The sequence below is a fragment of the uncultured Algibacter sp. genome (assembly GCF_947487605.1).
In the GTDB taxonomy this organism is placed as follows: domain Bacteria; phylum Bacteroidota; class Bacteroidia; order Flavobacteriales; family Flavobacteriaceae; genus Algibacter_D.
The window spans coordinates 24,306-47,934 of the sequence record NZ_CANKXK010000014.1 but is presented as its reverse complement, the minus strand read 5'-3'; the positions used below and the strand labels follow the sequence as shown (position 1 = coordinate 47,934).

Below are 23,629 nucleotides of genomic sequence, written 5' to 3'. Positions count from 1 at the left end.
ATTTCAACACTTTAATATACTAAATATTCTGCTTTTTCTATGCTGAAAATTTGACTTTCTTACGTCGAACTCAGGTTTTTAAGATAGGTGTCTAAGAATTTAAGAATTCTACTATTGGCTTCAATTTGATTTTCTTTTTTAACAAAACCATGTCCTTCATCTTCAAAAAGAACGTATTCTACTGGGACACCATTTTTCTTAACTCCTGCAACAATTTCATCAGACTCTACCTGAAGTACTCGTGGGTCTTTAGCGCCTTGTAAAACAATTAGAGGTTTGGTTACTTTATCTGTATGAAATAAAGGAGATATTCTGTGTAATCGTATGGAATCTGCCGTGTGTGGATTTCCCATTTCTTTGTAAAGTGCTAGTCTAAATGATTCCCACCATGGTGGAATACTCTTTAATGTACGCATCCAGTTTGTAACACCAAAAAGGTTTACACCAACGGCAAATTCTTCAGGAGTATAGGTAAGAGCGGCCATAGTCATGTAGCCACCATACGAGCCTCCCATAATGCCAATTTTACTCCCGTCGATTTCTGGTTGTGCTGCTAGCCAATTTTTTCCTTCAACACAATCTTGTAAGTCTTTTTCACCGTGGTTTTGATCATCCATTTGAAAAAATGTTTTTCCGTAACCACTACTTCCTCTATTATTTACAGCTAGTACAGCATAACCATGATTAACTAAATATTGAGTTAGTGATCTAAAACTTTGACGACTTTGCCCTCCTGGACCTCCATGAACCATAACAATTGCTGGAACTTTATTGTCTTTTGAAGCTTGATGCGGTAAATAATAAATAGAAGGAATCTCAACATCGTCAAAAGATTTATATCTAATAACTTCTGCTTCAACTAAATGATCTGGAGTAATCTCTTTATTAAGGACATTACTTAATTTTTTATGTTCTTTTGTTTGAAGATTGTAAGTATACAGGTTAGATGGTGTTTTAGAGCTACCAACATACATACGCATCATTGTTTCATCTCTTGAAAATCCAACGTTGGTAATATCTCCATTGTTAAAATCTGGTAAATCCAAATTTTCTCCTGATTCTGTGTCTTTTACTTCAATAACATTTTTAGCATCTTCGTTTATATATGTAACCATATATTTACTATTATGGGTTAAATAACTTCCCATAACATCCCAGTTTTTTTCTAGCACTTTTTCTTTTAAACCAGTTGAAATATCATATTTCATTAAATGTGAAAACTCAGAACCTTCATCTGTAGTATAATACAATGTTTTACCATCAAGTGAAAAGTCTTGGGCAGAATTACTGCTTAAAGATTCATTTATTTTAGTATATGATTTATCAGTTCTGTTATAAATGTATAAATCTACTTCGGTACGTGTAATGATTTTACTTAATGCGAGTAAGCTTTTATCGTTTGAGATTGCATTAAGATTATATCCTTCATCATTTTGATAAATTAATTCAGAGGACATATTGTCTATAGTCATTTCATAGATATCCATATAACGTTTATCTCTTTTATTGGAGCCATAGCCAAAACTTTTTCCATCATGAGACCATCCATAAAAAGTAGCCCTTGCACCTTCATCTGGTGTTAAATCTTTAATAGTACCATCTAAATCGCGTAGATATAAATGAAAAATTTCGTTGCCATTACCATCTGCACGATAAAGCATGCGCTCGTCATTAGGGAAATAGGAAACGGCAAAAATAGATGAAGAATCTGATGCAGTAATAGGAGTAAAGTCACCTCCAGAAGTAGGCACGGTATACATATTATAAATGCCGGATTTGTTGCTTGATATTAGCAATTTAGATTTATCAGGCGAAAAACTACCACCCCCAATAGCTTCATTGTCCATAAATTGTTCAATGGTATACTGTTTTAAGTTCAAAGAAGTTTTTTCTGGTTCTTTATCTTTTTTGCAAGAGGCAAATAAAATAATGATAGCAAGTAAAAAGATTTTTTTCATTTTTTTGATTGATTTTAATTAAACTAATGATTGCCTTAAATATAATGAAAACTTAATAGAGTATTGTTAACATTAATGTTGCAGGTGGTAGTATAATTTAGGCAATTTATGAAGCATAAATTGTCTATTAGATTAATTTAAAGAATACTTATTAGCGTCTTATTTGGAGTATATTGATTTACCAACTATCTCTCGATTTAATATTAGCTTTGCAGAGTTTAATTATTTCAGAAATTCTTTTATTTCTTGTTTCTTCTCTTTTTGCACTATGTAGCCAAGATAAATACCCTTTTCTATAGCCTTTAGAAAAATTTTGGTAGTTTTTAAAAGCACTTTGATTTTTATCAAAAGCTTTCTGTAAATCATTTGGGATAACACCATTCTCAATATCATCCATCGCAATCCATGTACCAGTTTTTTTAGCAATATTAATTATATTAAAACCAGATATATGAATTAATCCTTTAGGGGTGAGTTCTTCAACGTATTTTTTATTTAAAGCGCTCCAAGTACTTTTTGGATTTCTAGGGCAGAAGTATTGCTTTCTTTTACCATTTCCTAAGCTCTTTACTGTTGAATCGATCCAACCAAAACATATAGCAACTTTTACAGCTTCTTCCCAGCGCATGGTAGGGATATTCATTTCTAGCTTATAAAAAATAAGGTAAACACCTTTGGTTGTATTATGATTATTTAATAACCAATCATACCAATCGGTATCACGCTCAAAATATAATTCTGGTAATTGATTTAAACTCATAATTTTTTTGAATTCACATAGAAATCTCGTTCAATTTCAAAAGAATTAATTTTTGACTCAATGTTTAATGTTTTCCATTCTGCTTTCGGGAATAGCCATTGTTGTTTGCTATTTATTGAAACCTGAATTGGCATATCAAATTTTTCTACAATGTTAGTCCAACGATACTTTAGTTGTTTTTTTTCTATAGAAAATTCTAGTGTTGGTATTTTAATGGTTCTCAAGTACTGATTAAAAAACTCGGTTAAATCATAACCAGTTTCTCTACTTAAAAAGTGTTCTATTTGTTGTGTAGTTACTGTTTGATGATAAAATTCAACATTCATCTTACGCAATATTTTGCGCCATTTTTCATCATCTTCAATAAGTTGTCTTAGGGTATGAAGCATGTTGGCTCCTTTATAATACATATCGCCAGAGCCTGCTTCATTAACATTATAATGTCCAATTAAAGGTCTATCGTTTTGAATACGTTTTCGAGTACCAATAACATATTCAGCAGAAGCTTCTTTCCCAAAATGATAATCTAAGTACAGACTTTCAGAATACGCAGTGAAACTTTCATGAACCCACATATCTGCAACATCTTTATTAGTAATATTGTTAGCAAACCATTCATGACCAGATTCGTGAATAAGAATAAAATCGAATTTTAAACCCCAACCAGTTCCCGATAAATCATTTCCTAAATACCCATTTTGATACCCATTTCCGTAGGTAACAGAGCTTTGATGTTCCATACCTAAATAGGGGACTTCAACTAATTTAAAACTATCAGCATAAAATGGATATTGACCAAACCAATGTTCAAAAGCTTCCATCATCATAGGAGCTTGCTTAAATTGTTCTTTAGCTTTATCAAGGTTATCTCTAAGTACATAATACTCCATATCAAGGTTTCCTGCTACACCATCATACACTTCAGAAAAATTAACGTAATCTCCTATATTGATATTTACACCGTAGTTGTTAATAGGGTTCTTCACTACCCAATGATAGGTTTTTGTGTCGCCAATACGTTCTACAAGTCGTAACCGCCCATTCGAAACATTAGTTAGTTTAGAAGGTACATTTACACTTATTTGCATGCTATCTACTTCGTCATACATATGGTCTTTACAGGGCCACCAGACACTAGCACCCAATCCTTGACATGATGATGCTATAAAATGATTTCCATTTTTGTCTTTTTCCCAAGAAATCCCACCATCCCAAGGTGCTCTTACAGCTTCTTTAGGATAACCTTCATAGTAAACGGTTAAGTTTTTTATGTCATTAATTTGTTGAGGGGCTGTTAAGGATATAAAATGTGCGTTTCCATCATGTTTAATTTTTAATTCCTCACCATTTTGAACCACTTTTAGTAGTTTCATAGGCGGTTGTAAATCAATTTGCATGATTGAATCATGTTTTAAAACTTTGTATTGAACTGTATTTTTACCTGAAATAAACTTATTATCAGGATCTACCTTTATATCTAAATGATAATAGCTTAAATCCCACCATGCACGTTCGGGAGTTATACTGCCTCTTAGGGTATCTTGCTTGTTAAAAGATGTTTTTTTAGAAAGCAGACTTTGTCCCTGAATTGAAAAACAAAGAGCAATCAAAAAAAACAGAAATATTAAAAAACGTTTTGACATAGTTTATTGCTTTTTTTCAAAAATAAATAAAAGCTTCTTAAAGGTATGTTAATCTTTGTGCAAAATTAAGAGTTTTATTATATGATTTCTTGGCTAATTTTTTACTATTAATCTATTATTTATTACACATGGTCTAATTGTTGAATATTTAATTAATTGCATAACATTGATTGCATTCTTTATTGTTAAATTACTGTGCATTTTCCCCAAAGTTTATCATTTAACCTAATTTATTGTGTTATTTAATTATTGACTAACTCAAAAAATTTAATTTATGAAATTTTTAAAAAGTATTGCGCTTGCCTTATTAGTATTGTTGTGTTTTTCTTGTGAAAATGAAGTTTTAGAAATTGATGATTCATCAATAAATTCGAATTCCGACATTCTAGGAAAAAGTAGTAAACCCAAAGGAAATTCTAATGGTTCTTTTCTTGTAATTTCACAAACAAACAAATTGCCTAAAAATTTAAAAACCGATTTAGCCGCGGCAAATGGTAAAATAACTAGTAGCTTATCTGAAATTGGTATTGCAGTTGTAAAATCTAGCGATGCTGATTTTATTGCCAAGTCCTCTAAAATTAAAGGGGTACAATCTGTTGTCCCGAATTTAACAATCAATTGGTTGGATCCAAATGAGAGAAAAGAAGCTATTGATGCTAATTTTGGAAACCCACCAGCTAGTGGCGACGACGATTTCTTTTTTGATTTGCAATGGGGGCATGATGCTGTCGATGCACCAGAAGCCTGGGAAGCTGGATATAGAGGTGCTGGTGTAAGAGTGGCAGTTCTCGATTCAGGCTTTGATCTTACCCATCCAGATTTAGAGCCTAATATTAATTTTGAATTAAGTAAAGATTTTACTGGAGAAGGCTTACAATATTTAATAGATGATTCGTTTAGTCACGGTACGCATACGGCAGGGACTATAGGTGCAGCTGATAATGCCTATGGAACCATTGGTGTTGCACCAGAAGCGGAATTGGTTTTAGTTAAAGTATTAAGTGATGCTGGGTCTGGTTCTTTGGGTGCTATACTGGGTGGAATTTATCATGCGGCCATGAATGATGTAGATGTGATAAATATGAGTATTGGTACTACGCTTTCGAGAAGAGGTGGGGTTTATGACTCTGAAGGTAACTTACTTGGTTATGCAACTGCCGAGGATATTGCGGAGTATATTAACGTTTACAACCGCGCTATAACCTTTGCCTATCAAAATGGTACAACAGTTATAACTTCTGCGGGTAATGCAGCAACAGATTATGACCATAGTGCAGATTTAATACATATGCCATCTGGTGCACGTCACGCACTTTCAATATCTGCTACCGCACCTAGAGGATGGGGAGCTAATCCTTCTAATAACCTTGATGAACTGGCATCTTATTCAAATTATGGACAATCTGTAATTGATTTTGCAGCGCCTGGAGGAGACTTTTTATATGCTTTTGAGCCAGGTGGTTTTGATGTATGCACTGTTGGACCTTTAGAAAACGTTTGTTTTATATTTGACTATGTTTTTAGTACTGGTAGTAATGGTAATTGGTATTGGTCTGTTGGGACAAGTATGGCTTCACCCCACGCAGCAGGCGTTGCAGCTATAATTATTGGTAAAAATGGAGGTGATATGAAACCCGCACAAGTTGAAGCGGCACTTAAAGCTTCTTCAGATGACTTAGGCAAACCTGGAAAGGATGATTTTTATGGTTCAGGCAGAGTAAATGCATATAATGCTGTAAGTGATTAAAGTTATTTTAGTATTTATAAATAAAAATGCTCTGATATTTCAGAGCATTTTTCATTTGAATTAGTCGCAATAAATTTTGAGCTTTACTCAAAAACAATATTTATTTTCTTTGATTACTTTTTCAGCGATAATATGTCTTAATTCTATAATGTTTGGCATATTAACATATTTGATGTAGCGTTTTAATCCCATGAGCATCATACGTTGTTCGTCTCCTGTTGAAAACGATATAATAGAATGTTTTCCAGCGGTTTCAATAACATCAATAGCATGGAATAAGTTTAATTTTGCCATAGCTATTTGTTCTTTTACATTATCCTCACCTTGTTTATTAGCCATTTTTTCGGCTCGAAGAATTGCAGATTCAGCCAAATAAATTTGGATTAGAATATCTGAAGCGGCTAACATAAGTTGTTGTTGCTCTTCAATTTTCTCACCATATTTCTGTAAAGCTGCACCCGCAACCATTAAAAATAGTTTTTTAAGATTTTTAATAATACTTTTTTCTTCTGAAAATAACTCAGAGAAATCTGGAACATCAAAAGAAGGAATTCCTGTAAGCTCTTTAGCTACCGCTTGAGCAGGTCCTAATAAATCTACATGACCTTTCATAGCTTTTTTAATTAACATGCCAATGGAGAGCATTCTGTTAATTTCATTAGTACCTTCATAAATTCTAGCAATTCTAGCATCTCTCCAAGCAGATTCTATTGGTGTTTCTTCAGAGAAGCCCATGCCTCCATAAATCTGAATGCCTTCATCAGAACATTTTTGAATAAATTCTGAAACGGCTACCTTAAGGATAGAACATTCAATAGCATATTCTTCAACTCCTTTTAATTCTGCTTCTTGATGGGTGTCTTTTCCATTATTTTGACGAATAGTAATTCGGTCTTCAATATTTTTTGCTGCTCGGTATGTTGCGGCTTCTCCAACCCAACAGTTAGTAGCCATTTCTGCTATTTTTTGACGAATAGCTCCAAAGCTAGAAATAGGCGTTTTAAATTGAATACGCTCATTGGCATATTTAACAGACTCTGAAATAACGCGACGTTGTGCATCCAAACAAGCAGCAGCTAATTTTATTCTACCTACGTTAAGTGCATTCATAGCTATTTTAAATCCATTACCTCTCGTGGATAACATATTTTCAACAGGAACTACAGTTTCGTTAAAAAATACTTGTCTGGTTGAAGATGCACGAATACCTAGTTTATGCTCTTCTTCTCCCATGGTTATTCCGTTGGGGTTTTCAGGATCGTATTCAACAATAAATCCAGTAATGTTTTTATCATCTTCAATACGTGCAAAAACAATCATTACGCTACAGAAACCCGCATTTGAAATCCACATTTTTTGCCCCGTAATACTATATGTTTTTCCATCGGCAGATAAAACTGCTTTTGTTTTTCCAGAGTTTGCATCACTACCAGCACTTGGTTCTGTTAAACAATATGAGCCAAACCATTCTCCAGATGCTAATTTAGGAACGTATTTTTGTTTTTGTTCTTCATTTCCATACAATGTAATTGGCATGGTTCCAATACCAGTATGTGCACCAAAAGCCGTACTGAAAGAACCTGTTGCTCCAGAAATATAATCGCAGACTAATGCTGTATCTACAAAACCCATACCCATACCGCCATATTCTTCAGGAACAGAAACGCTTAAAAAACCAAGTTCTCCAGCTTGACGCATACAAGATTCTGTTAAAGCATAATCTTTCTTTTCAAATTGTGCTTTTTTTGACCAAATTTCTCTATCCACAAATTCGGTTACAGCTTCTTTCATCATTAGCTGATCTTCATTGAAGTCTTCAGGAGTGAATATGTCTTCACATTTACTTTCTTTTACAAGAAATTGCCCACCTCTTAATATGTCTTTTTCTGTTGCTTCCATTTGTTTTATAGTTTAATTTGGGTTGGTATTAATTTAAAAATTCGAAAATGCCACATGCACCTTGACCTGTACCTACACACATGGTTACAGCACCATATTTTCCTTGCATATTGCGTTTACGCATTTCATCAAATAATTGTACTGATAATTTAGCTCCTGTACATCCAAGAGGGTGGCCAAGTGCAATAGCGCCTCCATTAACGTTTACTATATCTGGATTTAAGTTTAACTCGCGAATTACAGCTAAAGATTGAGAAGCAAAAGCTTCATTCAATTCAATAAGTGATAAATCTTCTTGCTTTAAACCTGCTTGTTTTAATGCTTTTGGAATAGCTTTAACCGGACCAATTCCCATAATTCTTGGCTCTACACCAGCAGCTGCATAATTGACTAATCGTGCAATAGGTTCTAGATTTAACTCTTTAACCATATCCTCACTCATAACCATAACGAATGCTGCACCATCGCTCATTTGCGATGAATTTCCAGCGGTAACACTTCCGCCAGCTGCAAATACTGCTCTTAGTTTAGCTAAAGCTTCAAGACTAGTCCCTGCACGAGGGCCTTCATCTTTAGTAACTGTATATTTTTTTGTTGCTTTTTTTCCGTTAGCATCAATATAAGTTTGCTCCACATCAATAGGCACAATTTGGTCTTGAAAACGATTTTCAGCTTGCGCTTTCAAAGCTTTCATGTGAGAATTATAGGCAAATTCATCTTGATCTTCTCGAGAGACTTTAAACTGTTTTGCAACCGCTTCAGCAGTATTTCCCATACCCCAATAATAATCTTCATGACCAGCACTCACCGTATCGTAGTTTAATTCAGGTTTAAAGCCTGTCATAGGTACAGAACTCATACTTTCTGAGCCTCCAGCAATAATGCAATCTGCCATTCCTGCTTGGATTTTAGCCGTAGCAATCCCGATGGTTTCTATTCCTGAAGAGCAAAATCGATTTACTGTTACACCAGGAACATCAACGCTATTAAGTCCAATTAAAGAAATAAACCTAGCCATATTAAGACCTTGTGAACCTTCTGGCATAGCATTACCAACAATAACATCATCAATTCTTGAAACATCAAGGTTTGGTAATGCTTTCATCATGTGCTGAATAGTTTCAGCGCCTAATTCGTCTGCTCTTTTGAAACGGAATACGCCTTTTGGTGCTTTACCAACAGCTGTCCTGTATGCTTTTACTATATATGCTTGTTTCATTGTTTTAGTTTCTTAACGGTTTACCTTTGGTTAACATATGCTGAATTCTTTCTAAAGTTTTACGTTCAGTACATAACGAAAGGAAAGCTTCACGCTCTAAATCCAATAAGTATTGTTCGCTAACCAATGTTGGTTCAGATAAATCTCCGCCAGCCATTACATAAGCCAGTTTGTTGGCTATTTTTTTATCATGTTCACTTATGTAGTTGCTGTTTTCCATAGCGTCAGTTCCTACTAAAAACATTCCTAAAGCCTGTTTTCCAAGAACTTTTACATCAGTTCTTCGTACTGGTTGTGTGTAGCCCATATCTGCCATAAGTTTAGCATGTTGCTTAGCAACTGCAATTTGGCGGTCTTTATTAACAACTACAATATCTTTCCCTTTTTGAAGCACACCTAAATCAAAGGCTTCATAAGCAGATGTTGATACTTTAGCCATACCTATAGTTAGGAAGTATTCTTGTAAAGTGTTTAATTGCACATCACCTTTTTTAAACGTGTCCGATGCTCGTAATGCCATTTCTTTTGAGCCCGCACCACCAGGAATAACCCCAACGCCAAATTCTACAAGCCCCATATAAGTTTCAGCAGCAGCAACCACTTTATCTGCATGCATAGATAATTCACAAGCCCCACCCAAAGACATACCATGAGGCGCAGATATTGTAGGTATAGATGAATAGCGCATGCGCATCATCGTGTCTTGAAAATATTTTATCGCAGCATTTAGTTCTTCATACTCTTGCTCTACTGCCATCATAAAAATCATTCCAATATTGGCGCCAACTGAGAAATTGGCGCCTTGGTTTCCAATAATTAATCCCTCAAAATCTTTTTCAGCTAAATCAATAGCTTTGTTAAGTCCTGCTAGTACATCGCCACCAATGGTGTTCATTTTAGATTGGAATTCACAATTTAAGATACCGTCTCCTAAATCTTCTATGACTACTCCAGGGTTTTTAAATACTTCATTAGATTTTCGAATGTTATTTAAAATGATGAAACTATCTTGTCCTGGAATTTTTTCTTGAGTTTTCTTTGGAATCTCATAGGCGTATGATGCGCCATCTTTTATGGTATAGAAAGAAGAATTTCCTGAAGCTAACATATCGGTTACCCATGCGTTAGGTTCTAAGCCTTCAGCTTTCATAATTTCTATTCCTGCTTCAACGCCAATAGCATCCCATATTTGGAAAGGACCATGTTCCCATCCAAAACCAGCTTTCATAGCGTCATCAATTTTATATAAATCATCTGTGATTTCTGGAATTCTGTTTGAAACATAAGCAAATAAAGCAGCAAAACTTTTGCGGTAGAATTCACCTGCTTTATCTTTTCCTTTTACTAAAACTTTAAAACGGTCTGCAACCTTATCAATAGATTTTGTTAATTCTAAAGTGGCGAATTTAGCGCGTTTAGCAGAACGGTATTCTAAAGTGTTTAAATCTAGAGATAGAATCTCTTTTTTTCCATCAGCTGAAACTTGTTTTTTATAAAACCCTTGTCCTGATTTACTTCCTAGCCATTTATTTTCCATCATGGTATTGATGAAATCGGGCAACTCAAAAAGCTCTAAACGTTCATCATTCGGACAATTTTCTCTAATACCATTTGCAACATGTACAAGGGTGTCTAAGCCTACAACATCAACCGTTCTGAAAGTTGCTGATTTTGGACGACCAATAACGGGCCCCGATAATTTATCAACTTCTTCAATTGTTAAATCTAATGCCTTAACTGTATGAAATAAACTTTGAATACTAAAAATACCAATTCGGTTTCCAATAAATGCAGGTGTGTCTTTAGCAACAACAGATGTTTTTCCAAGGAATTGTTCCCCATAACCATTTAAAAACTCTAAGACCGAATCGTCTGTTTTTGGACCTGGAATAATTTCGAAGAGTTTTAAGTAACGTGCTGGATTAAAAAAGTGAGTCCCGCAGAAATGCTTTTGAAAATCTTCACTTCTGCCTTCGCTCATAAACTTTATAGGAATACCAGAGGTGTTACTTGTAATTAGCGTTCCTGGTGTTCTGTGTTTTTCTAATTTTTCAAAAACCTGTTGCTTAATATCAAGTCTTTCAACAACCACTTCCATAATCCAATCAACATCAGCAACTTTTGAAATATCATCTTCAAGGTTTCCAGTGGTTATCCTATTAGCAAATTTTTGATGATAAATAGGGGATGGTTTTGATTTTAAAGATGCAGCTAGTGCATCATTTACTAATCGATTTCTAACCACTTTATCTTCTAAAGTTAATCCTTTAGCTTTTTCTTTAGCATTAAGTGCTCTAGGAACAATGTCTAACAAAAGTACATCTACACCAATATTAGCAAAATGACATGCAATGCCACTCCCCATTATTCCAGAGCCAATAATGGCTATTTTTTTTATTCTTCGCTTACTCATTTTTAAGCTTTTATTTCTTTTGGTTGTATATTTTTTTGTTTGCAATCATATCATTGATTAACTCTGCAACTTCATAAAAGTTGTTTATTTTTTCTTCTGAAATATTATTACGTATTGCTTCATTAAAACTTAGTACTTTATCTCTTGAGAGTGCACGTTTTTCACGTCCGAATTCAGTTAAATGAATAAGAACCCCTCGACCATCTGAAGGGTTTGGTTTTCTTTCAATAACACCACGTTTTTCCATTGTTTTTAATATTCTAGAAAGACTAGTTGCTTCCATTCCCATTTTAGGTCCCAAAGCTGTTGATGGTGTTCCTTTTTCTGGATCAATACTAAGTAGTGTAAATCCAGTCGCCATGGTACTTTCAAATTTGGCAGCTTCTTCGTTATACATTTTTTGTACAGCAAGCCATGTTGTTCTTAATACGTACTCTATTGTTTTATCTTTCATCTGGTTAGGGTTGGTGAGTTCAAATATATAAAAAAATACTATGCATGCATAGTATTTTTATTATTATTAATGAAATATCAAAAGTATCAAATAAATCACCAATTAGTAAGGTCATTTAAATAATGGGATAATAATAAAATAAAATGCAATTCATCTTTAATATTTTACAGTTCGGTAAAGAGAAATTTTTGTACAAAAACTTCTGTTGCAAATTTGTGTCATCAAAAAACAAATTGACAAAGTTTATATATGAAATATCTAATAACTGTAATTGCAATATTAATTTCAAGTTGGATTTATGCTCAAACTACTATTTCTGGAGTAGTTTTTAATTCTAAAAAAGAACCTGTGGTAGGAGCTAATGTTTATTTGGAAGGAACTTACGATGGAAGTACGACTAATGAATACGGGGCATTTTCATTTAATACAAATGAAACGAATACTCAAACCTTGGTTGTTTCTTACCTATCTTATGAAACTTTTACAATGCTTGGTGATGTGTCTTATATGAAAGATTTAAAGATTAAGCTACGGGAAGATGTGAATACTTTGGATGCTGTGGTGCTTTCTGCAGGAACTTTTCAAGCAGGAGATAATAGTAAAGTTAATGTATTAAAACCATTGGATGTGGTAACAACCGCAAGTGCTTTAGGCGATTTTGTAGGTGCCTTGCAAACCTTGCCTGGAACAACAACAGTTGCAGAAGATGGTCGATTATTTGTTCGGGGTGGTGATGCTAATGAAACCCAAATTTTTATTGATGGTATTCGTGTGTTTACACCTTATTATCCCACCACAAATAATACACCAACAAGAGGACGTTACTCACCGTTTTTGTTTGATGGGATTACTTTTTCTACTGGAGGGTATTCTGCTGAATTTGGGCAAGCTTTGTCAAGCGTATTGCTACTTAATACTATTGATGAACCCGATCAAGAAAAGACAGATATTGGTATTATGAGTGTTGGAGCAACTCTTGGGAATACTCAAAAATGGAAAAATAGTTCATTGAGCGTGAATACTTCCTATATTAATCTAGCACCTTATAATGCTGTTTTTCCTAATAGAAATGATTGGATAAAACCTTTTGAAACGGTCTCTGGAGAATCAGTTTTTAGAAAGAAAACAAATTTGGGCTTGGTTAAACTCTATGGTGCTTTTGATTCTACTAATTTTGAAATAATGCAAGAAGATATTAATAATATGGATGGACTTTATTTTAAACTCAAGAATAAGAATCTTTATTTTAACGGTTCTTATCAAGGTGTTTTAAATGATAATTGGTCTATTCAGGGAGGATTTAGTTATACCCATGCCAAAAACAAATTTAATGTTGGGGATATAGTTATTGGGGACACAGAGAATTCTATTCACACAAAGCTGAAATTTAAAAATCGTATTAATAATCGGTTTAAATTATACCTTGGGACTGAATATTTTGCAACAGATTTTAAAGAGAATTTTAACGACTTAACTATAGTTAATGAGACCTACGGTTACAATAATAACCTATTAGCAGTTTTTGCAGAAGCAGATATTTTCATATCCAAGAACCTAGCTTTCAAAACAGGTGTAAGGGGAGAGTATAGTGCGTTACTAAAACAATTCACTTTAGCACCAAGAGTTTCTTTAGCTTATAAAACTTCTGAAAAAAGTCAAGTTTCATTGGCGTATGGTAATTTTTACCAAAATCCATCTAGTAATGTTTTAAAATTTAGTCAAGATTTAAATGCTCAAAGTACGTCTCATTATATTTTTAATTACCAATATAATGCTGATAGAAAATTATTTAGAGCTGAAGCTTATTATAAAAAATATAGCGATTTAGTAAAGTATAGTGACGAATTTCCCGATTTTAATAGCGCTTTTAATAATGATGGTTCGGGCTATGCCACTGGAATAGATTTCTTTTGGAGAGATAGTAAAAGCATTAAGAATTTAGATTATTGGATTAGCTATTCTTTTTTAGATACAGAGCGAGATTATAGAAATTACCCTGAAAAAGCACGCCCTAATTTTGCAAATCCACATAACTTATCTGTTGTTGGTAAATATTGGATTAATGATTGGCGAAGTCAAGTTGGCTTTAGTTATGCTTTTGCTTCGGGGAGAACATATACTAATCCAAATGAAGCTGGCTTTTTAAATTATAAAACTAAAAGCCATAATAGTTTAAGTATAAATTGGGCATACTTAATAAGTCCTCAAAAAATACTTTATGCTTCAGTAAACAATGTTTTGGGTTTTAGAAATATAAATGGTTATCAATATGCAAACTCACCAGATATTAATGGAAATTTTAATAGACGTGCCTTAAAACCAGCAGCAGATCAATTCTTTTTTGTAGGTTTCTTTTGGACGATTAGCGAGGACAAAAAAAGCAACCAATTAGACAATTTATAAAGAACTCTTCATTAAAATAGATTTAAAGTAAAGTTGATGAAAGGCAAGTTTTTGGTTTATTGAAGGCATGACAATTGTCATAGTTATTCTTCACGATTTCTAATAATTTTAATGTATAAAATATTAGAGTCATGATACCAAAAAAGAATCCAGAAATTGAAATAGGTAGAAACAGTAGCCTCTATTTTGCTATAGGATTAAACGTTATGTTATTTCTTTCTTGGCAAGCCTTAGAGTATAAAACCTATGAAAAAAGCGACATTGCTATGGATATTTTAGAAGTTACAGAGGAGATCGATGAGGAGATACCCATAATTAATGTTAATACCCCACCGCCACCACCACCTCCTGTGGCTGTTCAAGAATCAATTCAAATTGTCGAAGATGTTGAAGAGATTGAAGAAACGGTTATTGAAAGTACCGAAACTGGACAAGATGATGCAATTGAAGAAGTGGTTGCGGTAAGTGAAGTAGAAGTTGAAGAAGTAGAAGAAGAAGCCGAGGTTGCTTTTGCCGTTATAGAACAGGTACCAATTTTTCCTGGATGCGAAGGAAAATCAAAAGAAGCTTCTAAAGCATGTTTTCAAGAAAAAATGCAACAGCATGTACGCAAACATTTTAGATATCCTCAACCAGCTTTAGACTTACAGTTACAAGGTAGAGTCTCAGTAATATTTGTTATTGACGCTAAAGGTTATACAACAAATATAAGATCTAGAGGTCCAGATAGAATTTTAGAAAAAGAAGCAGAGCGCATTATAGGTTTATTGCCCGAAATGAAACCAGGGTTGCAACGCGGTAAGCCTGTAAAAGTGACTTATGCTGTACCTATAATCTTTAAGTTTCAGGAAGGATAGAAAAGGACTGAAAACAACATAATTAAAAGTCAAGAAATCTTAGATTTCTTGACTTTTTTATATTTAACAATTCATCTCTAAAAAATGACAATTCAGTAATTAGCTTTTAAAAAAAACTACTTTAGATCGCATATTTGTACCATAATAAAAAAACAAAATACAAATGAAACATCTAATTATTATTACGACACTATTATTCACAGGATTCATTAATGCTCAAACTAATTACGAAAAAGGAATGCAAAAAGCCTTTGAACTTTGGGGGAGCAATAATTCAATTGAAGCAGCTAATTTATTTGAACGCATAGCAAGTGCAGAAACAGATAATTGGTTGCCCGCTTATTACGCAGCACAAATTAATATAATAAGTAGCTTTGGAGAAAAAGATGAAGAAAAGTTAAGTGCACAATTAAAAAAAGCGCAAGATTTAATTAATGATGCTACTTCAATATCAAAAGAGAATCCAGAAATAATGGTACTTCAAGCTTTATTATATACAGCTTGGGTGGCATTTGATGGAGCCAATTATGGTATGACACTTTCCCCGAAAGTAGTGGAAATATATGCAAAAGCGGAAATGTTGGCGCCAGAAAACCCAAGAGTAGTTTATTGTAAAGCCGAGTGGAATATGGGAAGTGCGCGTTATTTTGGGCAAGATATTACGCCATATTGTAAAGATTTAGAACGTGCAGTAGAACTTTTTACTAACTTTAAACCAGAAACACCTTTTCATCCAAAATGGGGTAAAGAGCGTGCAACCCAAATTTCTGAATCTTGCGGAAAATAATTGTTTAAAATTATATTATGAAAAAATCAATTAAAAATATCATTTTAACTATTGCCATAGGACTAGTTGTCTTTGTTATAGGCAATTTATTCTCTGATGGATTTGATTTCAATAGTGTTAATGATCTTTTAATTGAGTTAGCTTTCTACCAATTATATTCATTTGTTTTAGGCTATTCCAATATGTACTTTTTCGATTATATGGAAAAGCGCCAATGGAAACAAAACGATACATTAAAACGCATTGTAATAGGAATATTGGGTTCTACTATTATTACTTTGCTAGGTTTGTTTTTGTTAAGAGTTTCAATATCCGTTTTGTATTATGGTAATACTTTTGATGTTTTCTTAACTAAAGAAAAGTGGCAATATTATCAATTCGGATTGTGGATTACACTTTCAATTGTAGCTGTTTTTCATGTTATTTATTTTTATAACAAGTATCAACAAAACAAAATAAAAGAACAAAAAGTAATTGCTGGAACGGCGAGTGCTAAGTTTGATGCTTTAAAAAACCAATTAGACCCACATTTTCTTTTTAACAGTTTAAATGTTTTAACCAGTTTAATAGAAGAAAACCCAGATAATGCACAACGATTTACCACGTCATTATCAAAAGTATATCGTTATGTTTTAGAACAAAAGAATAAAGAGTTAGTAACTGTTGACGAGGAACTTCAGTTTGCTAAAACCTATATGTCCTTACTAAAAATGCGCTTTGAAGATAGTATAGTCTTTGCCATGCCAGAGAAAGCATTAAATCCAGAAAGTAAAGTTGTTCCCTTATCGCTTCAATTACTTTTAGAGAATGCTGTGAAGCATAATATGGTAACCTCAGGTAAACCACTACATATTAAAATTTATGAGGATACAGATTACTTGGTAGTCGAAAATAATTTACAACCAAAACAGATGGTAAAAAAGGGTAGTGGTGTAGGTTTAAGTAATATTATGCAACGTTATAACCTGTTAACAGATAGAAGAATAGACATTAGTAAGACATCAAACAAATTTGCTGTTGCCATACCAATACTCACAAAACAAATATCAATTATGAGAACACAATCACAATCAATAATAGACGATAGTTATGTGCGAGCACGTAACCATGTAGACGAACTTAAAGGCTTTTATTATAGCCTTATATCTTATTTCTTAGTAATTCCATTTTTAATATTTATAAATTATAAAACCTCATGGGGATTTCAATGGTTTTGGTTTCCAGTTTTTGGTTGGGGACTTGGATTAACCATTCAAGCTTTTAGAGTATTTATAAATGATGGTGCCTTTGGTAGAAACTGGGAACAACGTAAAATTGAACAGTTTATGAAGGAAGAAGAAGATAAACGTTGGAATTAAATAGTTAGAAATCATGGAAAAATTATCAAATTCAGAAATAAACAAAAAATACGAAAGAGCTCTAAAAAGAGTAGAAGACATAAAAGGTTTTTACTATAACCTAATTACATATTGTTTAGTAATTCCATTTTTAATATTTATAAATTATAAAACCTCATGGGAATTTCAATGGTTTTGGTTTCCGTTGGGAGGCTGGGGTCTAGGTTTATGTCTTCATGCCTATCATGTATTTATTAATAATGGTTTTTTAGGACGCCAGTGGGAAGAACGTAAACTGCAAGAGTTTATGGAACAAGAAGAAAAAGAACGTTGGAGTTAAATTAAATAAGCCATGGAAAAATTAGATTATAATAGTAAATCAAGCCACTATCTTAAAGAGAAAGCTTATATAAGAGCCCAAAAGCGCCTTAAGGAAGTTAAAGGTTTTTATTGGCATGCCTTCTGGTATGCGGTTGTAAATATTTTCATTTTTATAATGATACTAATAAAATCAGATGGTAATATTTTTCACTTTGGTACATTTTCTACACCCGTTTTTTGGGGCATAGGTTTAGGCTTTCATGGCTTAAGTGTATTTGGTAAGAATCTATTTTTTAGTAAATCATGGGAAGAAAGAAAGATGAAAGAGTTTATGAGGAAAGAGGAAGAAATAAAAGATAAACATAGATTTGAATAATAATGGAAATCTTAAAAGAAAATTAAAGAAAAGTTGGGAAGAAAGAAAAATGCAGGAATTTATAGCCAGAGAAAAAAAGCAAAAGAAATGAAAGTTATAATAATAGAAGACGAAAAACCATCGGCAAGACGTTTAAAACGAATGCTAGAAAGTTTTAACATGCAAACACAAGTTATGTTACATTCGGTTGAAGAATCAATAGAATGGTTTCAAAATAACGAACATCCAGATTTAATATTTCTCGATATCCAATTAAGTGATGGTCTATCGTTCGAGATTTTTGATACTATTGACATAAGGAGTGCCGTTATTTTTACCACGGCCTATGATGAGTATGCCTTACAAGCTTTTAAACTTAACAGTATAGACTATTTATTAAAACCAATTGATGAAAACGAATTGGAAATTGCCGTAAAAAAATATCAAGACCGTGTACCACAAAAACAAGCAGTAACTTTAGATTTTAACGATATAAAAAAACTACTAGTAAACCCAATAGATAGAGAATATAAAAAGCGCTTTTCTGTAAAGGTTGGGCAACATTTAAAATTAATTAATATAGATGATATTGAATGTTTTTATAGCGAAAACAAAGGGACTTATTTACATACTACCCAAGGGCGAAACTATCTTTTAGATACCACTTTAGAGCATCTTGAAAACGAATTAGAACCGCAAACGTTTTTTCGTATAAATCGTAAATTTTTTGTAAATATTAATGCTATAAAAGATATGGTTAGTTATACCAATTCTCGATTACAAATAAAACTGGGTTCTTACAACGAGCAAAATGTTATAGTTGCTCGCGAACGTGTTAAGGATTTTAAAGTGTGGCTGGAGTAATTTTTTAGGCTCGTTTAACTACTCGATATGAAATCGTTTTAATCATTAATATCTACTATTAAACTTAGGTAGCAGAAATTTTTCTCAAAGTCAATTCTTAATTTTATTCTTCAACTCGATTTTCATCAAAAGCTGAAGGCAATAATTTTGGTATAAACTTTACCACTAAAGGCAGTAATAAAGCACCTCCAGGTAAAATAAAAATAGCAAGACTTGGTATAGATTTAAAAATATCTAGTAGCTGTTCTTGTACTTTTTTTTGTTCTTCTGGTTTTAAATCACGACGCGTAGATTGCGATAGTAAAACCAGTAGTTCCTTGCTGTCTTTTAATTCTTGATACAGTCGCTTACTATTTCTAGTAATAAGCTTACTAACCATTTTACTTGAGTTTTTATAAAAACTCTGCACGATATTTTTAGAACTTAGTAGAGCAATATTATCTTTATTAATGGAGTAAAAATTATTTACTGCAGCAATAGATGCATTTGTTTTCTCACTATCTAAATTTAAATCGATACCAAGCTTTTCTATAAACTGTTGTTCGTCGGCATCAATAATACGGTCACCCCAAGTTGCCATACAAGCCAAGTCTAATAAGTAAAATTTTTCTAAATCGGTACTAATAAATTCTATGGCAGATTTATAATCGAGATGTTGGTTGTTTTGGAAACGCAAAGACGATTCGAATAATTTTATTAAACTTTCATCATATGTGTTTTTTGTTACTTTAGAGTTAAGAACATCTAAGGTAATAGATTCAATGGCTCTTTCTATATTTTTTATATAGTCAATTGAAATAGTATTATTTTCTAAGAATTTTTTAAATGCCAGTATGTCCACAAACAACAGTGCATTAATAATAAAGTAGTTAAAGTTCTTGGTTAAAACATTGTCATCAATTTGTATACGTTTATGGATTATTTTCTCTAATTGCTCACTTGTTTTTTTAGAACCAAGTATATCCTGAAAAAAGGATGTTTTAAGTTCATTAATAGCCTTGTAAAAATCTATAACACTATCTGAAAAAGGTGTTTTAGAATTTGAACTAGCATGCACATAAAGTAAACCTAGGCATAAGTTTGTTTTCGAGCGTTCTTCCTCGGTAAAGTCTTTACTGTTAATAGACTTAGATAAAATTTTGACATTACTACCATATATGAACCCACATAAACGCAATTTATTATAAAGCGCTTCTTCCTTCAAGTTTAAAAGCTCTTTATCTTTAGAAACTTCGCGAAGTAATTTTTTTACCCAACCTGATGCTGACGGATTCATAGTTTTTTCAATGGTTGGTAAAATTAATAACTTTTAAATAAAGCCTAGTAATTATAATAAACAATTCTATTATTTAAAGGCTGCTCGTTTTTATATTTATTTATAGGCATATTGTCCATCGGTTTCCTTTAAAATCGAATGAGGTGTTTTCAATTTTTCTTTTTAGTCTTACTCGCCTTAGCCAAAGGATTAAATACTAAACACAAATCTATCCAGTAGGAGAGGTCTTTATCCATGTCGAAACCATCTGGAGTTACAAAAATATAACCGCGCATTGGGCGTCCAGTAAAGTTCATTGGAAGGCATACTGGTTTTTTGAGTTCATTTAAATAAACAGATTCACCAATACGAGCCATAAGTAAGCTATCGCCATATTTTTTATCGATATGAATTCCACATAGCATTTTATTGTCAACTTTAAAACAGAGACCTCCCATCATTTTTAATTCTGTAAAACTTACATTTTTATCTTTAAGTTGTTGCCGTATTCTATCGGCTAAATATTCATCGTAAGCCATGATTATAATTTTTGAATTTATCTATTGTTTTACGTATCAGGTTATAAACAAAAGTATTGGTTTTTGCATAGTGGAAGGAAATTAAACAAACAATAATTATAAACAAAATGGCACCAAGTATTGCTTCAAATGGATCTAGAGATTTGCTTAAAAAACGTTTTATGCCATAACCTGTATAACTTCCATAGAGCAAAATAAAATGAATAACATAAATCGATAATGTTTTTTCTCCAATGCGTGTAATAATTGAGTGTTTCAAATAACGTTCAAAGGAATAAAAAGCACCAAATAAAATAAGGACATTGCCAAATCTAGAAAACAGATAATTATAGTCTGCACTTCTTTGTAATAAATCTATACCTGTATAACTAGATAGCTTTATTAGTAACCAAGATGAATGAAACATAAATAAGTATCCAACAACAAAAAAAGTACTAATAGTTACTATTTTAAAACGTTTTCGATGCGCATGCCTAAAGAAAACAGTAGATAAAAAAGCACCAAACGCAGAATAACCAAACCAAGGTAAAATAGTAAATACTGAACCATTGGATTTACTCATATAATTTCCTATAATTGGAGATATTGTTTCTAAAGTTAAGTTTCTATAAAGCGGTTCACTAACAAAACATAAACAACCAATAATAAAAAGAACGATAGAAAAAATATAGCTGTGTTTTTTAAACAGAGTATGCAAGCCGACTAAGAATATTAAAGAAAGGCCTATGCATTGCAATACGTCAATTACAAAAAAATACATGCTAAAATAACCCGATATCCAGCTAAAAACATTTATGCGTAAACTATAACCAATTACAATTAAAAGGAAGCCTCTAAATAGTCCTTTTTTAATTCTTGGTTTGTCGTCACCTTTAGCATATGCACGCAATAATAAATAAGCAAAAATCAATCCAGAAATTGTAAAAAAAATAGGTGCTGTAATACCTCTAAAATATAACCAAATGTTATAAATTACGTTTGTTTCATTTCTATAAATAGGGGTTAATAACGTATCAATGAAATGACCTTGCAGCATCATTAAGATGGCAAATGCTCTAACAGCATCAATAAAATATAAGCGATTAGATTTTGGCATAGGTTACTTTAGTAAATATAAATATACTTTTATTTAATTGAATCAGAATGTTTGTAAAGTAATATATTTATAAATTCATAACGCATTAATGGAAGAATTAGTAAAAGCATTTTCAGATTATGCATGGGGTTTACCATTAGTAATTTTGCTAATAGGTGGAGGGCTTTACCTGTTAATTCTATCTCGATTTTTACCATTTCGTTATTTGGGTCATGCCATTCAAGTGTTGCGAGGTAAGTACGACGACCCAAACGACCCTGGAGAAATTTCACATTTTAAAGCGTTAGCAACAGCTTTATCATCTACCATAGGTATGGGTAATATTGCTGGTGTTGCAGTAGCGATATCGGTTGGAGGACCAGGTGCTATGTTTTGGATGTGGGTAAGCGCCATTGTTGGTATGTCTACTAAATTCTATACATCAACTCTAGCTATTATGTATCGTGGTAAAGATAGTGTTGGTGAGTTGCAAGGAGGACCTATGTATTTTATAATGCAAGGTTTGGGGAAATCTTGGAAACCGCTCGCAGTAATGTTTAGTCTTTTTGGAATGGTTGGAGCATTACCTGTAGTTAATGTAAATCAGTTAACACAGGCAATAAATGATATTGTTTTAATTCCCAATGGCGTTGAAGTTGGGTTGAAATCAAACATTATTTTAGCAGCTATATTAGTGGCTTTAACATCAGTAATCATTCTTGGTGGTTTAAAACGCATTAGTAATGCTGCATCTAAGATGGTACCATCGATGGTGCTTTTATATTTTGTTTTAGTATTAGTTATTTTGATTTCTAATTATGAATTAGTGCCAAAATATTTCATGATGATTTTTACAGATGCGTTTTCAGCTGATTATTATGAAGGTGATGCATTCATGGGCGGTGTTTTAGGTGCGTTAATTTTATTAGGTATTCGCCGCGGTGCTTTTTCAAACGAAGCTGGTATTGGTACAGCACCCATGGCTCATGGTGCAGCAAAAACCGATGAGCCTGTACGCGAAGGCTTAGTAGCAATGTTGGGGCCTGCTATCGATACATTGATTGTGTGTACATTAACTGCGTTAGCCATATTAGTAACAGGTGTTTGGGAAACAACTTCAGATAATGGAGTGAGTTTAACAGCTTCGGCATTTAATAACGCAATGCCTTTTTACGGACGCTATTTATTAATGCTGTGTGTCCTTATTTTTAGTGTATCATCATTATTTTCATATTCATATTATGGTACCAAATGTATGTCGTTTTTAATTGGAGCCGATAAAAAACATTATTATAATTATATTTATATCATAAGTATTGTATTGGCAGTAATGACACCTTTTAGCATGATGCTAAATTTAATAGATGGCGCATTTGCTTTAATGGCTATTCCTACTATGCTAGCTACCATTATAATGGCTCCCAGAGTTACCAAAGAAATTAAAGCCTATTTTAAACGATTAAAAACTGAAGACTAATGATTAAAAAAGAGAGTGCTAAAGCGTATTGGAAAGAAAACATTAGATATGTACTTATACTGTTGCTTATATGGTTTGCTGTTTCATATGGTGCTGGTATCTTGTTTAAAGACGCACTTAATAATTTTAAAATAGCAGGTTTTAAATTAGGTTTTTGGTTCGCACAGCAAGGTTCTATGTATGTGTTTGTAATTCTCATTTTTGTTTATGTTAGATTGATGAATAAGCTTGATAAAAAGTATGGTTATGATGCATAGTTTATTAGT

20 protein-coding genes are annotated in these 23,629 nt (G+C 32.8%); 10 read left to right on the top strand and 10 right to left on the bottom strand.

Annotation, left to right across the window (positions count from 1 at the left end; translation table 11 throughout):
• Positions 1 to 59 precede the first annotated feature (59 nt).
• The 3 genes from Q0739_RS14150 to Q0739_RS14140 all read right to left on the bottom strand — a co-directional run bounded on the left by Q0739_RS14150 (position 60) and on the right by Q0739_RS14140 (position 4,361).
• Positions 60 to 1,958 (bottom strand): S9 family peptidase, encoded by a 1,899-nt coding sequence (locus Q0739_RS14150; protein WP_298239386.1) that lies wholly within the window; start codon positions 1,956 to 1,958, stop codon positions 60 to 62.
• A gap of 178 nt (positions 1,959 to 2,136) precedes the next feature.
• Complete coding sequence (locus tag Q0739_RS14145) at positions 2,137 to 2,718, bottom strand: YdeI/OmpD-associated family protein (RefSeq protein ID WP_298239385.1); 582 nt, start codon at positions 2,716 to 2,718, stop codon at positions 2,137 to 2,139.
• The gene (locus tag Q0739_RS14140) at positions 2,715 to 4,361 is read right to left on the bottom strand and encodes a M1 family metallopeptidase (RefSeq protein WP_298239384.1); all 1,647 of its coding nucleotides are present in this window, start codon (positions 4,359 to 4,361) and stop codon (positions 2,715 to 2,717) included. Before Q0739_RS14140 ends, Q0739_RS14145 begins: the two co-directional genes overlap by 4 nt.
• A 274-nt stretch (positions 4,362 to 4,635) precedes the next feature.
• On the opposite strand from Q0739_RS14140, the gene Q0739_RS14135 reads away from it, so the two are divergent.
• Positions 4,636 to 6,108 (top strand): S8 family serine peptidase, encoded by a 1,473-nt coding sequence (locus Q0739_RS14135; protein ID WP_298239383.1) that lies wholly within the window; start codon positions 4,636 to 4,638, stop codon positions 6,106 to 6,108.
• An 87-nt stretch (positions 6,109 to 6,195) separates the two neighbouring features.
• On the opposite strand, the gene Q0739_RS14130 is transcribed toward Q0739_RS14135, so the two are convergent.
• Genes Q0739_RS14130 through Q0739_RS14115 form a run of 4 tightly spaced genes read right to left on the bottom strand, consistent with a single transcriptional unit; the run spans position 6,196 to position 12,093 of the window.
• On the bottom strand, positions 6,196 to 8,007 hold the full coding sequence (locus Q0739_RS14130) for an acyl-CoA dehydrogenase family protein (protein ID WP_298239382.1): 1,812 nt from the start codon (positions 8,005 to 8,007) through the stop codon (positions 6,196 to 6,198).
• Positions 8,008 to 8,035: 28 nt separating this feature from the next.
• Positions 8,036 to 9,226: an acetyl-CoA C-acyltransferase gene (locus Q0739_RS14125; protein ID WP_298239381.1), complete on the bottom strand. Its 1,191-nt coding sequence runs from the start codon at positions 9,224 to 9,226 to the stop codon at positions 8,036 to 8,038.
• Between the two features lie 4 nt (positions 9,227 to 9,230).
• A complete protein-coding gene (locus tag Q0739_RS14120; RefSeq protein ID WP_298239380.1) occupies positions 9,231 to 11,639 on the bottom strand; it encodes a 3-hydroxyacyl-CoA dehydrogenase/enoyl-CoA hydratase family protein in 2,409 nt (802 codons plus the stop codon).
• A gap of 10 nt (positions 11,640 to 11,649) precedes the next feature.
• Entirely contained in the window at positions 11,650 to 12,093 is a 444-nt protein-coding gene (locus Q0739_RS14115; protein WP_298239379.1) for a MarR family transcriptional regulator, read from the bottom strand.
• Between the two features lie 249 nt (positions 12,094 to 12,342).
• Between Q0739_RS14115 and Q0739_RS14110 the strand changes: the two genes are divergently transcribed.
• The 7 genes from Q0739_RS14110 (at position 12,343) to Q0739_RS14080 (ending at position 19,017) form a co-directional block, all read left to right on the top strand.
• Positions 12,343 to 14,496 carry a TonB-dependent receptor gene (locus Q0739_RS14110; RefSeq protein ID WP_298239378.1) on the top strand — a complete coding sequence of 718 codons (2,154 nt, stop codon included), beginning with the start codon at positions 12,343 to 12,345 and terminating at the stop codon, positions 14,494 to 14,496.
• Between the two features lie 131 nt (positions 14,497 to 14,627).
• Positions 14,628 to 15,353 carry an energy transducer TonB gene (locus tag Q0739_RS14105; RefSeq protein ID WP_298239377.1) on the top strand — a complete coding sequence of 242 codons (726 nt, stop codon included), beginning with the start codon at positions 14,628 to 14,630 and terminating at the stop codon, positions 15,351 to 15,353.
• Positions 15,354 to 15,516: 163 nt separating this feature from the next.
• Entirely contained in the window at positions 15,517 to 16,140 is a 624-nt protein-coding gene (locus tag Q0739_RS14100) for a hypothetical protein (protein ID WP_298239376.1), read from the top strand.
• A 17-nt stretch (positions 16,141 to 16,157) separates the two neighbouring features.
• Positions 16,158 to 17,498 (top strand): histidine kinase, encoded by a 1,341-nt coding sequence (locus tag Q0739_RS14095; RefSeq protein WP_298239375.1) that lies wholly within the window; start codon positions 16,158 to 16,160, stop codon positions 17,496 to 17,498.
• A 13-nt stretch (positions 17,499 to 17,511) separates the two neighbouring features.
• Positions 17,512 to 17,817: a 2TM domain-containing protein gene (locus Q0739_RS14090; RefSeq protein WP_298239374.1), complete on the top strand. Its 306-nt coding sequence runs from the start codon at positions 17,512 to 17,514 to the stop codon at positions 17,815 to 17,817.
• A gap of 12 nt (positions 17,818 to 17,829) precedes the next feature.
• Entirely contained in the window at positions 17,830 to 18,174 is a 345-nt protein-coding gene (locus Q0739_RS14085) for a 2TM domain-containing protein (protein ID WP_298239373.1), read from the top strand.
• Between the two features lie 87 nt (positions 18,175 to 18,261).
• Positions 18,262 to 19,017 carry a LytTR family DNA-binding domain-containing protein gene (locus Q0739_RS14080; RefSeq protein WP_298239372.1) on the top strand — a complete coding sequence of 252 codons (756 nt, stop codon included), beginning with the start codon at positions 18,262 to 18,264 and terminating at the stop codon, positions 19,015 to 19,017.
• A gap of 103 nt (positions 19,018 to 19,120) precedes the next feature.
• Here Q0739_RS14080 and Q0739_RS14075 read toward each other — a convergent pair whose 3' ends face one another.
• The 3 genes from Q0739_RS14075 to Q0739_RS14065 form a co-directional block, all read right to left on the bottom strand.
• Complete coding sequence (locus Q0739_RS14075) at positions 19,121 to 20,293, bottom strand: LETM1-related biofilm-associated protein (RefSeq protein WP_298239371.1); 1,173 nt, start codon at positions 20,291 to 20,293, stop codon at positions 19,121 to 19,123.
• Between the two features lie 149 nt (positions 20,294 to 20,442).
• Positions 20,443 to 20,811: an RNA methyltransferase gene (locus tag Q0739_RS14070; RefSeq protein ID WP_298239370.1), complete on the bottom strand. Its 369-nt coding sequence runs from the start codon at positions 20,809 to 20,811 to the stop codon at positions 20,443 to 20,445.
• Positions 20,798 to 21,907 (bottom strand): heparan-alpha-glucosaminide N-acetyltransferase domain-containing protein, encoded by a 1,110-nt coding sequence (locus Q0739_RS14065; protein WP_298239369.1) that lies wholly within the window; start codon positions 21,905 to 21,907, stop codon positions 20,798 to 20,800. Before Q0739_RS14065 ends, Q0739_RS14070 begins: the two co-directional genes overlap by 14 nt.
• 88 nt (positions 21,908 to 21,995) lie before the next feature.
• Here Q0739_RS14065 and Q0739_RS14060 point away from each other — a divergent pair, with 88 nt between their 5' ends.
• Complete coding sequence (locus tag Q0739_RS14060) at positions 21,996 to 23,363, top strand: alanine/glycine:cation symporter family protein (protein WP_298239368.1); 1,368 nt, start codon at positions 21,996 to 21,998, stop codon at positions 23,361 to 23,363.
• Positions 23,363 to 23,620: a DUF4212 domain-containing protein gene (locus Q0739_RS14055; RefSeq protein ID WP_298239367.1), complete on the top strand. Its 258-nt coding sequence runs from the start codon at positions 23,363 to 23,365 to the stop codon at positions 23,618 to 23,620. Before Q0739_RS14060 ends, Q0739_RS14055 begins: the two co-directional genes overlap by 1 nt.
• Positions 23,621 to 23,629: the final 9 nt, after the last annotated feature.

Bases quoted from the DNA above. Each gene is read 5' to 3' on its own strand.
- Q0739_RS14150 (WP_298239386.1), bottom strand. From the start codon at position 1,958: ATGAAAAAAATCTTTTTACTTGCTATCATTATTTTATTTGCCTCTTGC.
- Q0739_RS14070 (WP_298239370.1), bottom strand. From the start codon at position 20,811: ATGGCTTACGATGAATATTTAGCCGATAGAATACGGCAACAACTTAAA.
- Q0739_RS14100 (WP_298239376.1), top strand. From the start codon at position 15,517: ATGAAACATCTAATTATTATTACGACACTATTATTCACAGGATTCATT.
- Q0739_RS14135 (WP_298239383.1), top strand. From the start codon at position 4,636: ATGAAATTTTTAAAAAGTATTGCGCTTGCCTTATTAGTATTGTTGTGT.
- Q0739_RS14120 (WP_298239380.1), bottom strand. From the start codon at position 11,639: ATGAGTAAGCGAAGAATAAAAAAAATAGCCATTATTGGCTCTGGAATA.
- Q0739_RS14130 (WP_298239382.1), bottom strand. From the start codon at position 8,007: ATGGAAGCAACAGAAAAAGACATATTAAGAGGTGGGCAATTTCTTGTA.
- Q0739_RS14060 (WP_298239368.1), top strand. From the start codon at position 21,996: ATGGAAGAATTAGTAAAAGCATTTTCAGATTATGCATGGGGTTTACCA.
- Q0739_RS14055 (WP_298239367.1), top strand. From the start codon at position 23,363: ATGATTAAAAAAGAGAGTGCTAAAGCGTATTGGAAAGAAAACATTAGA.
- Q0739_RS14125 (WP_298239381.1), bottom strand. From the start codon at position 9,226: ATGAAACAAGCATATATAGTAAAAGCATACAGGACAGCTGTTGGTAAA.
- Q0739_RS14110 (WP_298239378.1), top strand. From the start codon at position 12,343: ATGAAATATCTAATAACTGTAATTGCAATATTAATTTCAAGTTGGATT.
- Q0739_RS14115 (WP_298239379.1), bottom strand. From the start codon at position 12,093: ATGAAAGATAAAACAATAGAGTACGTATTAAGAACAACATGGCTTGCT.
- Q0739_RS14080 (WP_298239372.1), top strand. From the start codon at position 18,262: ATGAAAGTTATAATAATAGAAGACGAAAAACCATCGGCAAGACGTTTA.
- Q0739_RS14145 (WP_298239385.1), bottom strand. From the start codon at position 2,718: ATGAGTTTAAATCAATTACCAGAATTATATTTTGAGCGTGATACCGAT.
- Q0739_RS14090 (WP_298239374.1), top strand. From the start codon at position 17,512: ATGGAAAAATTATCAAATTCAGAAATAAACAAAAAATACGAAAGAGCT.
- Q0739_RS14075 (WP_298239371.1), bottom strand. From the start codon at position 20,293: ATGAATCCGTCAGCATCAGGTTGGGTAAAAAAATTACTTCGCGAAGTT.
- Q0739_RS14105 (WP_298239377.1), top strand. From the start codon at position 14,628: ATGATACCAAAAAAGAATCCAGAAATTGAAATAGGTAGAAACAGTAGC.
- Q0739_RS14065 (WP_298239369.1), bottom strand. From the start codon at position 21,907: ATGCCAAAATCTAATCGCTTATATTTTATTGATGCTGTTAGAGCATTT.
- Q0739_RS14140 (WP_298239384.1), bottom strand. From the start codon at position 4,361: ATGTCAAAACGTTTTTTAATATTTCTGTTTTTTTTGATTGCTCTTTGT.
- Q0739_RS14085 (WP_298239373.1), top strand. From the start codon at position 17,830: ATGGAAAAATTAGATTATAATAGTAAATCAAGCCACTATCTTAAAGAG.
- Q0739_RS14095 (WP_298239375.1), top strand. From the start codon at position 16,158: ATGAAAAAATCAATTAAAAATATCATTTTAACTATTGCCATAGGACTA.